This window comes from Cupriavidus sp. CP313, assembly GCF_054072015.1.
Genome location: NZ_JBSVZB010000014.1, coordinates 155,385 through 169,997 on the forward strand (window position 1 = coordinate 155,385; position 14,613 = coordinate 169,997).

Genomic DNA, 14,613 nt, shown 5'->3' on the forward strand with positions numbered 1-14,613 from the left:
TCCGGGGTCCTTACTGCACTGAATAGCCACGGCCCGCCATGCAGGCACGCCAGGCTTGCCAGTACGACGTCATGGCCCAGTCGTTGCTGGCCTGCGCCTGTACGCTGATGGCTGCAGCCTGCCGGCGGTGCTGGCGATGGGCGGCGCCACCAGCGACCGTGCCGACCGCCGCGCCCGCAGCAGCCCCCCTGCCCGCGTCACCGCCAATCGCACCCACCACTGCCCCGGCAGCCGCCCCGCCCGCTGCGCCCCGTATCCTCTCGCCGCCGGGCAGGATGACCGGCGCTGGCGTGCTCGCTATTCGGGCCGGATCGACGCCGGTCTCCCGCCGGGCCCAGCCATAGCAGGCCCCATCGTCGTTGGCCTGCTGGTAGGCCGACTGTCCTCTCAGCGGATAGGCAACGGGCTTCAGCAACAAGGCTTGAGCCTGCGCCGTATTGGCCGCACCCGAGATCAGAACCAATGCCGTGCACGCGGCAAGAGCAAGACTTCTACGATTGCTCATGAACTCTCCTGAGGAGGTGCCATTCCGGGGCATTGCGCCATCTGTCCCCGGTGGCAGGGATTCGCGCCTCGGTGTGGCGGCAATCAGCGCTAGCCGATGCGCCCGGCCGGGGCACAGAAGAAAAATGCCCGCCGTACAGGCGGGCAAACTAAGGGCCTCGCAAGAGGGCAGTACTCAAGACGGGTGGTGCCTTAAGCAGGCGTCCAGCCGTCCCCTCAATGCTGACCGCGCGCAGGAGTGTTCACAATCATAGAAGTTAGAAAGCCAGCGGACGGGAACCGCAGGCGACCCCGGTCTCATCACGCCCGCGCTCGCATACGCTCTTCAGGCCTTGCCTGATGAAGGCGGACTGCAGTTCGATCTCATCGTCCCAGCGTTTGGCTTCGGCCACGTGGCCGTGCAGGTCAGCACAGAGTTCCGACAGTCCTGAGCGCCCGACGACCCCGAGAGTCCCCGCGATACGATGCAGCAGCCGTTCCAGGTGGCGGATGTCCCGCGCTGCCCGGATCGCCTCGAATTCGTTCAGGTCAACCATGGTCTGCGCCAGGAACGCTTCGGCGTATTCTTCGGCGACCGACGGCAGTTCAGGGAAATCGTCATCGGTTAGCTGCACTGCCGCCGCTACATCATCCGTGTGTGGCAGGTCGGCCGGGGCGGCAACAGCATTGAGCATCGAAGCCAGCGTCGCCAGCGACACCGGTTTCGTGAGATAGCCGGTAAACCCGCTTGCCAGCCCCTCGGTAACATCCTTCGGTCTTGCGCTTGCGCTTACGGCATAGACGGGTATCTCCGGCCCGCACCGCCTGATTTCACGAAGCAGGTCGAATCCATTCATTACGGGCATGTCCACATCCGTCAGCACTGCATGCACGCCCTGCTCCGACAACACTGCCAAGGCCTCGTTGCCGTTGCCTGCTTCGATAACGCGCGCACCTAGCAGGTGAAGCTGGTCGCGCAGCAGTTTCCTGTTCAGCAGATTGTCTTCCGCGACCAACACGGAAAGGCCCGCGAACGGAGCTGCAGACTGATCGTGTATGGCAACCACGACACGGTCTTCGTCGACATGCTTAGTCTCCGGAGCTTTATTGAGGACCGCCTGTGCAGCGGCATGGATACCGGCCAGGCTGTAGGCAGACACCTCCCGGCTGCCATCCGGCCGTATGGTCGGGACGAGCGGGCCCAGTTGCTTGAGCCATACGATCGTGGCGGGGTTCCGCCACCACGCTATGACTTGGGCCGGATCCAAGGACTCGGTCACGAGCAGGCAGTCGAATCTGTCCCCGTCAATGCGCTCGTCGATGCTGGACCGAAAAGATGGCTGGCATGATCCCCAGTCGAAATGGTTCAGCATTCCTTCTAGGCACTCTGGCTCACGGGACAGGACCAGCGCGCGGTGCGGCGCCAAGCGCCATTGCGCCGGGGTCTGATGCCCACCCGGCGGGCTGAGCGGCAGGCGAACCGTGACGCGCGTGCCAACGCCTAGTACGCTGTCCAGCGTGATACGTCCGTTCATCCGCTCCACCAACCGCATGCAGATTGACAGTCCAAGCCCGGTCCCGCCGGCCTGCGCGAGACGATTGTTGCCGACCTGGGAGAATGGCTGGAAGAGCCGTTCCTTGTACGCCTCCGGTATGCCAACGCCGGTATCGGTGATGACGATCTCAAGGTTTGCATCCACCCATTGCGCGCGCAGGACAATCTTCCCCGCCTCGGTGAATTTGAACGCGTTGCCAAGCAGGTTGTTGATGATCTGGGTCAGGCGCACCGGGTCAAGATTGAGCCGCGCCGGAATCTCCTTGCCATATACCGCGAAGAAGCTCAGCCCACGCCGCGCCGCAAGCGGCGCGTGCGAGATTGCAATGCGACCCAGGAGTTCCGTGACGACGACGGGCTCCTCCGCCAGGCGCATCGCTCCCACGTCGAGCTTCGAAAAATCGAGCACGTCATTGACGATCTGCAGCAACCCCTCGGCCGACACCTGCATGGCGCTTACCCGCGCCCGCTGCTCCGGCTCCAGCGTACCGAGGGCCACGAGCTCCATGTTCCCCAGCAGCGAGGAAAGCGGCGTCCGTATCTCGTGGCTCATCGACGCAAAGAACGCCACCTTGGCCTTGGCCGCAGCCTCGCTGGCGAGTCTCGCTTCGTGCAATAGCTGCTGTGCGCGTGCCGCTTCGGCATATGTGCCGGTCAGGAAGCGATAGTTCCAGTATCGATACATCGCAAACAGCAAGGCGAGAAGCGCGGCCGTCATCAGGCCGGTAACAAGCAGTTCCTCCCGCATTTCCCGGAACTGCTGCCCTAGCGGCAGTGCGAAGACCAGGTGGCCGAAATCCGCAACGAGCGGCGGACGTCGCAGGGCCCATCCATAGTCCTGGACCCAGTGAAACAGCCCCTCCGGAAGTCCCTCCAGCCTGGCGTCCAGGCGCCGTGCGTTGGCCCCTGCACCTGAAGCAACCAGTGGCGTGCCTAGGCGATCGACGACAATTGGCTCCGGGATCGACAAGTTCGGCCAGGCTGGCCGAAGCAAGTCTTGCAGCGGGATCCGCGTCAACACGATGGCGTAGAGTGCGTCGCCTTTCGCGACCAGCGATGCGCCAACCATCTCCGGACTCCCTCCGGCCGCATTCGCCGGGATGCCCAGCCATACGACACGCTTCTCCCGCGCTGCCTGCAAGAGATCCATGTCGCGGCTCTGGAACCGTTCAAGAATCATCGTAGTGATGCTTGATGACGACAGCGGCGGAAGGGTCGCACCCACGCCGGATCCCGATGCGTCAGGCGCTTCATACCGATACGTCGCCCCGTTCGCAATCGAGATCATCTCGATCGAAGGCTTCTGGCTTGCGGCAGTCAGCGTCCGGACAGCCTGGTCGCAACTCTGCTCCAACACCGGATCGGGAGGCGCAGACGGAGACACCTGCGTGCATAGACTGCCGGCATGCCCGCGGTACGCCACGGGGACTTTGCCATTGCCGCGCAACTCAAGGATCAAGTTCGTCGCCGTCAGGGTGCTGCGGCGTTCGAGCACCGCATCGACGACGCCTTGCTCGTACAGGCGCGCGACCTGCTCCTGGGCACGCAGGGATCCATTCAGGCGGGCAAGCATGGCTGCCGAAGCGATCGCGATGGCGACCAGCCCCAGCAGCAGGATCACCATCGAGAACACACGGCGCTCCCGCTGCAGATTCCGCTTAACCGAGTGTTCGGTGTGTAGTGGCGATTGCTGCGAGCGCTCGCGTTCGTCCTGCATCAGGTAAGACCGTTGTCGCGTGCGTACGTGACAAGATCCGCATTACTGGTGATATTCAGCTTGCGCATTGCCGAGCGCTTCTGCGTCGCAATGGTAGCGAGCGATCGATGGAGATATCCCGCGATTTCCGTGAGAGTGCTGCCAGTCGCGAACATCCGCACAACTTCGATCTCCCGCGGGGACAGCGGGCTTGCGGTGCCGTTGACCAACGCCCCCGCACTTGACATCCTGGCCGCTATGCCCGGTGACAGGCGCTGGCCAGTACCTGTTATTGCATCGACACAGATTTGCCTCAGGATGCCCGGCTCCTCGTTCTTCCCGACGATGGCCTCAACGCCCATCTCCTTGATGCGCGTGAGCAGTCCACCATTGGTCAACATCGTGAAAACCACGATCGGTGTATGTGGACGCGACTGCCTGAGACGGTGGATCAGTCGAAGACCGTCATCATTGACCTGGGAACGCTCCATCGTGAAATCGGTGACGATAAGGTCAGGTTGTTGCGTTTGTAGCGCCGCAAAGAGCTCTTTTCCTGACGAGCATATTGCGGAAATCCGGACATTCGGAATCTCGCTCAAGGTAGCCTTGACTGCGAGCTGAATTACCGGGTGATCGTCGGCGATCACGACGGAGATGATAGGTGGCGGCATGCGCGTTAACTCAGACCGGCAGCACGCTTGGGTGGATCGGGGCGGCGTGACCAGCCGGCGGAACTGGCTACATAGGGCGCTGGATTCTACCAAAGGGCTCTCGCCTTCATTTGACAAAACGGGACATATATTTGGCTGATCGTCCCACGCTGGATGTTATGCCTTGATTTCATTGGTCATCGCCTGGCCTGACTCGAATTCCGTCATGCTGCGCACGGTCGTCTGGCAAATAGTCGTCATGGCTTCACGCGTGAAAAAGGCCTGATGTCCGGTCACGATGACGTTTGGAAAGGAGACCAGGCGCTGGAGCACGTCGTCGGTGACAATGGTGCTGGAGAGATCGCGAAAAAACAGGTCCGCTTCCTGCTCGTACACATCGATGGCGAGGCCGCCCAATTGCCGGCTCTTCAGCGCATCAATCGCGGCCTCGGTATCGACCAGCCCGCCACGGCTGGTGTTCACCAACAACCCCCCCCGCTTCGCGCGGGCCAGCGTGTCGGCATTGATGATGTGGTGCGTCTGCGGGGTCAGCGGACAGTGCAGTGAAATAATGTCCGCGCTGGCACCAATTTCGCCCTCCCGCGCGTAGCGGGCGCCCAGGGCCTCAAACTCGGGCGAGGGATATGCGTCGTAGCCAATGACATCGCACCCGAAGCCAAGCATGATCCGGGCGAACACGCGCCCGATTTTTCCGGTGCCGACTACGGCGACAGTCTTGCCGTAGAAGTCGAATCCCATCAAACCCGTCAAGGGAAAAGTTGAAGTCCCGGGTACGGTTGTAGGCACGAGGCACCGACCAATTTCAGTGATTCAGTGGACTAGTCTAGTGGCACTCGTACCTGCGCGCTGACGGTGGCGTGACAGCCTTCTTCATCGAACACTCACACTACAAGGCGGACAAAGATGCGGCATCAACGGCGCGCTTTCATGAAGCGGGCAGCGCTCGCACTGGCCAGTGGCGCAATGCTGCCTGGCTTGGGCATGCGTGGGGCCCTGGGGCAGTCGGCGGCCGGCTATCCGGCGCGACCTGTCCGTATCGTCTATCCCTTCTCTGCGGGCGGCTCCGGGGATGTCGTGATCCGTATCATCGCCGACGGCCTGGGCAAGGCCTGGGGCCGGCCGGTGCTGGTAGACAATCGCCCGGGCGCGGGCGGCATGCTCGGCGCGGACATCGTGGCCAAGTCGGCGCCGGACGGTTATACGCTGCTGTGCACGCTGACCAATCTCGTGCAGGCGCCGGCACTGTTCGGCAAGGCCCCATACGATGCCTCGCGCGACTTCGTGCCGGTGGCGGAACTGGCAACCAGTACGCTGGTGCTGGTGGTGCAGGCCAGCGTCGGCATACGGGACATCAAAGGCTTGCTTGCGTATATCGCTGCGCAGGGCAATCCGTTTCCCTATGGCACCTATGCGGTGGGTGGCACGGGGCACCTGCTGATGGAGAGCTTTGCCCGGAACACGCGTGCTTCCCTGGTCCATGTGCCATACAAGGGCGAGGCACCGTTGCTCAATGACCTGCTCGGCGGACAAGTGCCAGCGGGCATCATCTCCCCCGGCAATGCGCGCCAGCACGCCGGCAAGCTGCGTGCCATCGCGGTGACCGGAACGCGGCGGACTGCGTTCCTGCCTGAGGTCCCGACCTTCCAGGAGGCGGGTGTCGCCGGCCTGGAGCGGCGCGGCTGGATGGGGTTGTTCGCACCGGCGGGAATCCCGGCCGAAATCGTCAGGAAGATCGAAGCCGATGTGAACCGCGTGATGACCGACAGCGCGCGCGCACGGGTGCGGGAAACCGGGCTGGAGCTGACCGGAAGCACGACGGCCGCATTTGCTGCCACCTATCGCGACGACCTGAAGTACTGGACGGAGCTGATCGCTGCATCAGGCATCCGCCTGGACTGAAGCGAAAGCCGTGGCAATGTCAACCTGCTGAGAGCGGGTCAAGGCAGTGGCACGCGGGACAACGGCTCAGTAAGCAGTTGACGGATTTCGGGCTGCTTCGGTGAATTCGTGCCAGGCAGCTACCAGGATGCCGACGGCAACTGGTATCGCGGCCTGCGCCCAACCGCCCGCTGGTCGGCATCGCCACTCCAGGCGGGACGAATCGCCCCGCGGCTGGGCGAGCACTCCGACGAAATACTTCAGGAACTCGGCCTGGACTGCTGAAGCCACCGGAAGAGGCCGTGCGCAGGGCGTAAAGGCTGTCTGTGCTCACGCGCGGCCGAAAGGCGACTCGGCAGCGCCCCTCCGTCTTCATGTCCGACAGCACCGGCGCCGGACTGCCACTGGCCAACCTGCTGCTCGTGCTGACGATAATGATTGAAATTGGCGGTGGCCTCACTCTGATCACCGGTTGGCAATCCCGATGGGGGCGTTGGCCCTGGCGGTGTTCCTCGTGCCCGTGACGCTAATCTTTCATGGCTTCTGGAGCGCGGACGCTGCAAACTTCCAGAATCAACTCAATCACTTCCCATAGAAGAACATTTCGATTCTGGGTGGCATGGTGGTCGTGTTCTCACTGGAATCGTTGTGAATCGGGTTCCGTGGCGTGCCTGATGGAAGAAATGTGGCGCAAGGCAGACACGCGAACCGGTAAGGCGTCCACGTGGCAAAATTGCTTCGCTCGGCCGCCGTGACCAGCTCACCGGTACGACAGTTGCGGAGACATTGGTTCGATGCATCCGGTCCAGAAACACCAAAGGCAGTTATCGACTTGAGAGCGGAACACGGCAGATGAACTCATTGTTTTCCTTCGGCACTGAGACGGGCGTCGGCTTCCAGGTCGCATGGGAGGACGGCGATCGCGTTGTCGGTCGAGGCTGGCTCCTCGGTCCGGATGGCGAGCCGAAGGCTGTGCTGGCTGTGTGGCCCGCAGCCGAGCACCCGCCCCCCTCCAGCCTCGCTCGCCTCGCACACGAATACGGCTTGAAGGGTGAGCTGGACGGCAGTTGGGCAGTGCGGCCGCTAGAGCTTGTGGGGGAACATGGTCGGACTGTTTTGCTGCTTGAGGACCCCGGCGGCGAGCCGCTTGCCGGGCTACTGGGTGCCCCCATGGAAGTGGGCCGTTTCTTGCGCCATGCCGTCAGCATCGCCGCGGCCTTGGACCAGCTCCACCAGCGGGGTCTTATTCACAAGGACCTCAAGCCGGCCCATATCCTGGTGAATGATGCCCTTGGCGAGGCGCGGCTGACAGGCTTCGGCATTGCCACGCGCCTGTCGCGCGAGCGCCAGGGACTGGCGCCACCGGAAGAGATCGCCGGCACGCTGGCCTACATGGCCCCCGAGCAGACCGGACGCATGAACCGGCCAATCGACGCGCGCAGCGACCTCTATTCGCTTGGCGTCACACTCTACCAAATGCTCACCGGCGTGCTGCCGTTTGCCACCGACGACCCGATGGATCTGCTGCACAGTCATCTCGCCCGGCTGCCAGTACCGCCGGCGGAGCGGGTACCGTCGATCCCGGCCTTGCTCTCCGCCATCGTGATGAAGCTGCTCGCCAAGACGGCGGAGGAGCGCTACCAGACGGCAGCCGGACTGGAAGCCGATCTACGGCGCAGCCTGACCGCATGGGAAAGCCTGGGACGCGTTGACACCTTCCCGCTTGGCGAGCATGACCTGCCTGATCGGCCGTTGATTCCGGAACGGCTCTACGGACGGGAGCGCGAGATTGAGACCTTGCTCGCTGCCTTCGATAGGGTAGTAACCCAGGGCACGCCGGAGATTGTGCTGGTCTCCGGCTACGCCGGTATCGGGAAGACCTCGGCCGTGCTTGCGTTGCGCAGCGCACTGGCTCTCAGGAACGGCCTCTTTGCCTCGGGCAAGTTCGATCAGTACAAGCGAGACATCCCGTATGCGACGTTGGCACAGGCTTTCCAGAATCTGATCCGCCCACTACTGGGCAAGAGCGAGGCCGACTTGGCGCCCTGGCGCGCCGCACTGGCGGAGGCGCTGGGCCCGAATGGCGGGCTCATGGTGCCGCTCATACCCGAGCTCGGGCTGATTCTGGGGCCGCAGGCGCCGGTTCCGGAGCTGCCGCCGCGCGACGAACAGCACCGATTCCAGATGGTTTTCCAGCGCCTGCTTGCCGTCTTTGCCCAACCCGCGCATCCGCTGGCACTCTTTCTCGACGACCTGCAGTGGCTGGACGCGGCAACACTTGATCTGCTCGAGTATCTGGCGACCGAGCCGGAGGTACGCCACGTGCTGCTGATCGGAGCCTATCGGAATGACGACGTCAAGCCCGGACATCCGTTGCTACTGCGATTGCCGGCAATCCGCCAGGCCGGGGGGCGGGTAAATGACATCGCACTTTCCCCCCTTGGGTTCGACGATGTAAGCAGACTCATCGTCGATGCCTTGCATTGCGCACCTGGGGACGCCGCACCTCTGGCCCGCCTGGTGCAGGAGAAGACTGGCGGTAACCCATTTTTCGCGATCCAGTTCCTCACCGCCCTGACCGAAGAGGGGCTGCTCGTTTTCGATCATCGTGGCGCGCGCTGGTCTTGGGACCTTGAGCAGATTCGGGCCAAGGGCTTCACCGACAATGTGGTCGATCTCATGCTCGCCAAGCTGAGGCGCCTTCCCGCGGCAACCCGTAAGGCCCTGAAGCAGTTGGCGTGTCTCGGCAATGACGCGGCGATCGCTGTCCTGGCCATGGTCCAGGATGCCAGCGAGGCGGAGCTGGACGCGGCTCTGTGGCCGGCGGTACGCGCCGGACTTGTGTTGCGTTTGGGAAATACCTACCGATTCCTGCACGATCGTATCCAGGAGGCGGCCTACGCGCTGATTCCTGAAGGCGCGCGGCCGGCAGCGCACCTCGCGATTGGCAGACGGCTCGCTGCGGGCACGCCGCCTGAGGCAATAGCGGAGCGTGTCTTCGAGATCGTCGGCCAGTTCAACCGTGGCGCCGACCTCATCACCGCGGCCGAGGAGCGGGAGCAAGTGGCCGAGCTGAATCTGCTCGCCGGCCAGCGCGCCAAGGCGTCCACGGCCTACGCCTCGGCGCTGACCTATCTCACCGCCGGTGCAGCGCTCATGCAGGGGGACGCCTGGAAGCGCCGGCCCAAGTTTGCTTTCGCGCTCGAGTTCCACCTCGCCGAATGCGAATTTCTGACCGGCGCGCCGGCCGCGGCGGACGCGCGCCTGGCCGAGCTTGCGTGCCGTACCGCCAGCCTCCCCGATCTGGCCTCCGTCACCCAGCTGCGGCTGGAGCTGTTTCTGGCCCTCGGCCAGCGCGAGCGCGCCGTCGAGGTGGGCCTCGACTACCTGTACCGCGCCGGCGTCCAGTGTTCGGCACACCCGACAGATGAGGAGGTTCTGCAGGAATACGACCGGATGTGGCGGCAACTTGGCGATCGCCCGATCGAGGCGCTGCTCGACCTGCCGATGATGACCAATGCGGTCGCGTGCGAGACCATGGATGTCCTGACCGCGCTAATGCTGCCGGCCTGGTACACCGACGTGAACCTGGGCTCGCTCATCATCGGACGGATGGCAAACCTCAGCCTCGAGCATGGCAACAGCGACGCGTCGTGCCTCGCCTATACCTGGCTCGGCATGCTCCTGGGGCCTCGGTCCGGCGACTACAAGGCGGCATTCCGCTTCGGCCAGCTCGGCCTGAACCTGGTCGAGCAGCGCGGGCTGGACCGCTTCAGGGCCCGCGTCTACCAGGCTTTCGGCGGCCACGTGATGCAATGGACGCAACCCATCCGTGCCGCGCGCAGCCTGGTGCGGCGCGCTTTCGACGTGGCCAGCAAGCTTGGTGACCTTACCTACGCATCCTTCGCGCGCAACAACCTCATTACGCAGTTGCTCGCCTGCGGCGATCCGCTTGCCGAGGTGCAGAACGAAGCCGAGGCCACGATCGGCTTCGCGCGCCGGGCGAGCTTCGGTCTCGCCGTCGACCGGGTTACCCCCCAGCTCCAGCTGGCGCGAACTCTGCGCGGACTGACCCCGGTGTTCGGCGTCTTCGATGATGATGATTTCAACGAGGAGCAGTTTGAGCGGTATCTGGATGAGGCTCCGGGCCCCGCCCTCGCCACCTGCTGGTACTGGATCCGAAAACTGCAGGCACGCTTCCTCGCCGACGACCACGCAGCCGCCATAACGGCGGCGGACAGGGCAGAAAGTCTCCTCTGGACATCGCCATCGTTCTTCGAGCAGGCGGAATACCACTTCTACGCAGCGTTGGCGCGGGCCGCATGCTGCGGCACGGCCGCCGCGCCAGAACGGACCCGGCACCTGGAGGCATTGGCCGCACATCATCGCCAGCTCCTTGTCTGGTCCGAGCATTGTCCGGAGAATTTCGAGAACAGAGCCGCATTGGTTGGCGCGGAAATCGCCCGCCTCGATGGGCGCGAAGTTGATGCAATGCGCCTCTACGAGCAGGCCATCCGCTCCGCGCAGGACAATGATTTCATCCATAACCAGGCACTCGCCAACGAGTTGGCCGCGCGATTCTATGCTGCGCGTGGCTTTGAAAAGGTTGCCCGCGTGTATTTGCAGGATGCCCGCCATGGCTATCTCCGCTGGGGCGCAGGCGGCAAGGTGCGGCAACTCGATGCGTTGTATCCGCACCTCTGGGGGGAAGAGCGAGCACCCGCACCGACGACGACGATCGGGGCGCCGGTCGAACACCTCGACCTCGCCACCGTGATTGCCGTGTCGCAAGCTGTGTCCGGCGAGATCGTCCTGGACAAATTACTCGACACACTCATGCGCACCGCGATTGAACAGGCCGGCGCGGAGCGCGGACTGCTGATCCTGCCCCGAGGGGCCGAGCAGCGCATCGCAGCAGAGGCTACGACCGGTGGCGATATTGTCACGGTGCAGCTCCGCGACGAGAGCGTGACTGCGACTGCGCTGCCGGCATCGGTGCTCCACTATGTCCTGCGCACCCGCGAGAACATCATTCTCGACAATGCCGCGACACAGAACCCGTTTTCGGCCGATCCATACATTCTGCAGCATCATGCCCGATCGATTCTCTGCCTGCCATTGCTCACACAGGCCAAGCTCATCGGGGTGCTCTACCTCGAGAACAACCTCTCGCCACGCGTCTTCGCGCCAAGCCGAACCGCCGTACTGAAGATGCTCGCCTCGCAGGCCGCGATCGCCCTGGAGATTACTTGTTTGTATCGGGATCTCGCACAACGCGAAGCGAAGATCCAGCGCCTGGTCGAGGCCAACATCATCGGGATCTGCATCTGGCACCTGGACGGCCGAATCCTCGAGGCCAATGACGCGTTCCTCCGCATGCTGGGCTACGACCGCGAGGACCTCGCCTCGGGCCCCTTGCGCTGGACGGACCTGACGCCCCCGGACTGGCGCGAGCGTGACGCACGGTTGCTCCAGGACCTTCGGATCAGCGGGACCTTGCCGCCGTTCGAAAAAGAGTTCTTCCGCAAGGATGGAAGCCGCGTGCTCGTCCTGCTAGGGTGCGCGACATTCGAAGAGGGTGGGGACCAAGGTGTCTCCTACATACTTGATCTAACCGAACGCAAGCGCGCCGAGGAGGCGCTGCACCAGGCACAGGCCGAACTGGCGCACGTTACCCGCGTGACGACGTTGAACGCGCTGACCGCCTCGATCGCTCACGAGGTCAACCAGCCGTTGGCCGCCATCGTCACCAACGCCAATGCGGCCCTGCGCTGGCTCGCTCGCCAGCCGCCCGATCTCGCCGAGGTGCGAGAGACGTTGGGGCGCATCGTTCAGGATGGCCATCGGGCTGGCGCAGTGATTGGAGGAATGCGTGCGCTGCTTAAGAAGAAGGCCGCCGTCATGGCGCGCCTTGACATGAACACCCTTATCGAAGACACGATTGCCCTCATCCAGGGAGAGGTAGGCCGCCATCAAGTCCTGCTCCGGACGGAGCTTGCGCCTGACCTGCCGCCGGTTGTGGGTGACCGGGTGAAGTTGCAGCAGGTGCTCCTGAACCTGATGATGAATAGCATCGAGGCAATGAAAGAGGTGGCAGAGCGGCCGCGGGAACTGCTGATTCGGTCGCGCCTCGACGCATCGGGGGCTGTGCTGGTTGCCGTTCAGGATGCCGGCATCGGGCTGGAGCCGCAAGATCTGGAGCGGGTTTTCCAGACCTTCTTCACTACCAAGGCGGAGGGTCTGGGCATGGGCCTGGCGATCTGCCGGTTGATCGTCAAGGCACACGGAGGGCGGCTGTGGGCGAGCCCCAATGTGCCTTGCGGGGCCGTGTTTCAGTTCACCCTGCCGCCTCGGGACTAGATGCCTCCCGCCGACCGCGGGAGGCTACAGGGACTCAATGCGGCGCCTCGCAAATGCCGAGTTGCTGTGCCATCAATACAAGCTCGGCAAAGGTGCGCGCCTTCATCTTGCGCATGGCCTGGCCGCGATGAATTTTCACGGTGACCTCGCTGATACTTAGCTCGCTGGCGATCTGCTTGTTCAGCAGACCCACCACCACCATGCGCATGACCTCGGCCTCGCGCGGCGTCAGGCTCTGGTAGCTGGCTCGCAGTTCATCCAGCTTACGCATGCCATGGCGGCGATGCTGATCCTTTTGCAAGGCGGCCGCCACGGCATCGAGCAGGTCCTGCTCACGGAATGGCTTCGCCAAGAAATCCTCAGCACCAGCCTTCATGGCGGCAACGGTCATGGGGATGTCGCCGTGACCAGTCATAAAAATGATTGGGACCTGGATGCCCATTTGGGACAGCCGAGTCTGCAGGTCCAGGCCACTCTGCCCGCGGAGCCTGACATCGAGCAGAAGGCAAGTGGGCGCGTCCGGGAACGCGAATGCTAGCAGTTCGGCAGCGGATGCGAACAGTGCGACGCGCATCCCGACTGATCGGAAGAGGTTCTCCAACGCACCGCGAAGCATCGCGTCGTCATCGACGATCAGCACCATCGCTTCATCACTCGCACTGGTGTCCGCGGTTACGAAGCTGTTGATTGTCAAAGTCTATCTCCAGTGCACCCATCGGTGCGCGAGGTCTGGGCAGGCCCACTCCCGCCACCATGACCTGACCCCGCAAAACTCTCCATTACATCACACAACCGGGATCATGGACTACTTATACCATGGGGTTAGTTCAGTGTGACTGCTGGCGGCTGCCCCAGCCGGCCAGTTTGCAGGCTAACGCACATCGAGCCCGCACGCAGCCCCAATGCCTTCCTACGCCGCAAGGGTTGGCGAAGCCACTCCCTATTTGCTGTAGCACAGCCTGGCGGCTTCGCGATGAAACCAAGGCAGCGGACGGCTAATACGAATCGACAATAGCGACGGCCGACAGCGCCGACTATTCTTCCCTCAGGTTGCGTTCCGGACACAAACGCCGGTCGCGGCCCTTATGCCAAGCCGCCCCGACGCGGCTCTGCCCCGGCGGTGATGCCACGGCAGCCTTACTCTCGCCCCCCCCAACAGGAGCAACGCAATGTCGAACCCCAAGCTTGAAGTCCTCACCCCGCAGAACAGCCAGCTGATCTTCATCGACCACCAACCGCAGATGGCGTTCGGCGTCCAGTCGATGGACCGCCAGGCGATGAAGAACAACGTCGTCGGCCTGGCCAAGGCGGCAAAGATCTTCAATATCCCGACGACGATCACCACCGTCGAGAGCGAGTCGTTCTCGGGCTTCACCTATCCGGAACTGCTCGACGTGTTCCCGGACCAGAAGACGCTGGAGCGCACCTCGATGAACTCGTGGGACGACCAGAAGGTGCGCGATGCGCTCAAGGCCAACGGCCGCAACAAGGTGGTCGTCGCCGGCCTGTGGACCGAGGTCTGCAACACTACGTTCGCGCTGTGCGCCATGCTCGAAGGCAACTACGAGATCTACATGGTCGCCGACGCCTCGGGCGGCACCACCAAGGAAGCGCACGACTACGCCATGCAGCGCATGGTCCAGGCCGGCGTGGTGCCGGTGACCTGGCAGCAGGTGCTGCTCGAATGGCAGCGCGACTGGAAGAACCGCGACACGTACGACGCGGTAATGAAGGTGGCCAAGGAACACTCGGGCGCCTATGGCATGGGTGTCGACTACGCCTACACGATGGTCCACAAGGCCGCCCAGCGCACGGCTACGGGGCACGAATCCATCGCCCCGGTGCCCGCACGCTAAACAGCTAGCTGATCAAGAAGAAGATGGTCATCGGCCTACGCACGAATTCCGTGCATAGGCCGATGCAACCAGCGATCTCATTCATCCAGGATTTCGAGCCAACTTTCGGCTAGC

The 14,613-nt window shown here is 63.4% G+C and carries 9 protein-coding genes and 1 pseudogene; 5 read left to right on the forward strand and 5 right to left on the reverse strand.

What is annotated here, in order from left to right; translation table 11 throughout:
- Positions 1–10 precede the first annotated feature (10 nt).
- From ACW4E8_RS20015 to ACW4E8_RS20030, 4 genes and pseudogenes are all read right to left on the reverse strand, one after another.
- Entirely contained in the window at positions 11–505 is a 495-nt protein-coding gene (locus ACW4E8_RS20015) for a glycine zipper family protein (RefSeq protein ID WP_456806116.1), read from the reverse strand.
- Between the two features lie 256 nt (positions 506–761).
- Positions 762–3,755 carry an ATP-binding protein gene (locus ACW4E8_RS20020; protein ID WP_456806117.1) on the reverse strand — a complete coding sequence of 998 codons (2,994 nt, stop codon included), beginning with the start codon at positions 3,753–3,755 and terminating at the stop codon, positions 762–764.
- A complete protein-coding gene (locus tag ACW4E8_RS20025) occupies positions 3,755–4,405 on the reverse strand; it encodes a response regulator (RefSeq protein ID WP_456806118.1) in 651 nt (216 codons plus the stop codon). Before ACW4E8_RS20025 ends, ACW4E8_RS20020 begins: the two co-directional genes overlap by 1 nt.
- A gap of 156 nt (positions 4,406–4,561) precedes the next feature.
- Positions 4,562–5,207: pseudogene (locus tag ACW4E8_RS20030) on the reverse strand (NAD(P)-dependent oxidoreductase); the annotation flags it as partial.
- Positions 5,208–5,332: 125 nt separating this feature from the next.
- On the opposite strand from ACW4E8_RS20030, the gene ACW4E8_RS20035 reads away from it, so the two are divergent.
- The 4 genes from ACW4E8_RS20035 to ACW4E8_RS20050 all read left to right on the forward strand — a co-directional run bounded on the left by ACW4E8_RS20035 (position 5,333) and on the right by ACW4E8_RS20050 (position 12,643).
- Positions 5,333–6,304 carry a Bug family tripartite tricarboxylate transporter substrate binding protein gene (locus ACW4E8_RS20035; protein WP_456806119.1) on the forward strand — a complete coding sequence of 324 codons (972 nt, stop codon included), beginning with the start codon at positions 5,333–5,335 and terminating at the stop codon, positions 6,302–6,304.
- Between the two features lie 108 nt (positions 6,305–6,412).
- Positions 6,413–6,568: a hypothetical protein gene (locus ACW4E8_RS20040; RefSeq protein ID WP_456806120.1), complete on the forward strand. Its 156-nt coding sequence runs from the start codon at positions 6,413–6,415 to the stop codon at positions 6,566–6,568.
- 149 nt (positions 6,569–6,717) lie between these two features.
- Positions 6,718–6,807 (forward strand): hypothetical protein, encoded by a 90-nt coding sequence (locus tag ACW4E8_RS20045; RefSeq protein ID WP_456806157.1) that lies wholly within the window; start codon positions 6,718–6,720, stop codon positions 6,805–6,807.
- Positions 6,808–7,135: 328 nt separating this feature from the next.
- A complete protein-coding gene (locus ACW4E8_RS20050) occupies positions 7,136–12,643 on the forward strand; it encodes a trifunctional serine/threonine-protein kinase/ATP-binding protein/sensor histidine kinase (protein ID WP_456806121.1) in 5,508 nt (1,835 codons plus the stop codon).
- A gap of 34 nt (positions 12,644–12,677) precedes the next feature.
- On the opposite strand, the gene ACW4E8_RS20055 is transcribed toward ACW4E8_RS20050, so the two are convergent.
- Complete coding sequence (locus ACW4E8_RS20055) at positions 12,678–13,286, reverse strand: response regulator transcription factor (RefSeq protein WP_456806158.1); 609 nt, start codon at positions 13,284–13,286, stop codon at positions 12,678–12,680.
- Positions 13,287–13,812: 526 nt separating this feature from the next.
- Between ACW4E8_RS20055 and ACW4E8_RS20060 the strand changes: the two genes are divergently transcribed.
- On the forward strand, positions 13,813–14,499 hold the full coding sequence (locus ACW4E8_RS20060) for a hydrolase (RefSeq protein ID WP_456806122.1): 687 nt from the start codon (positions 13,813–13,815) through the stop codon (positions 14,497–14,499).
- The last annotated feature ends 114 nt before the right edge of the window (positions 14,500–14,613 follow it).

What these genes read in the sequence shown, in the direction of transcription:
- ACW4E8_RS20060 (WP_456806122.1), top strand. Translation starts at nt 13,813, where the DNA reads ATGTCGAACCCCAAGCTTGAAGTCCTCACCCCGCAGAACAGCCAGCTG.
- ACW4E8_RS20055 (WP_456806158.1), bottom strand. Translation starts at nt 13,286, where the DNA reads ATGGTGCTGATCGTCGATGACGACGCGATGCTTCGCGGTGCGTTGGAG.
- ACW4E8_RS20015 (WP_456806116.1), bottom strand. Translation starts at nt 505, where the DNA reads ATGAGCAATCGTAGAAGTCTTGCTCTTGCCGCGTGCACGGCATTGGTT.
- ACW4E8_RS20035 (WP_456806119.1), top strand. Translation starts at nt 5,333, where the DNA reads ATGAAGCGGGCAGCGCTCGCACTGGCCAGTGGCGCAATGCTGCCTGGC.
- ACW4E8_RS20025 (WP_456806118.1), bottom strand. Translation starts at nt 4,405, where the DNA reads ATGCCGCCACCTATCATCTCCGTCGTGATCGCCGACGATCACCCGGTA.
- ACW4E8_RS20020 (WP_456806117.1), bottom strand. Translation starts at nt 3,755, where the DNA reads ATGCAGGACGAACGCGAGCGCTCGCAGCAATCGCCACTACACACCGAA.
- ACW4E8_RS20050 (WP_456806121.1), top strand. Translation starts at nt 7,136, where the DNA reads ATGAACTCATTGTTTTCCTTCGGCACTGAGACGGGCGTCGGCTTCCAG.
- ACW4E8_RS20045 (WP_456806157.1), top strand. Translation starts at nt 6,718, where the DNA reads ATGATTGAAATTGGCGGTGGCCTCACTCTGATCACCGGTTGGCAATCC.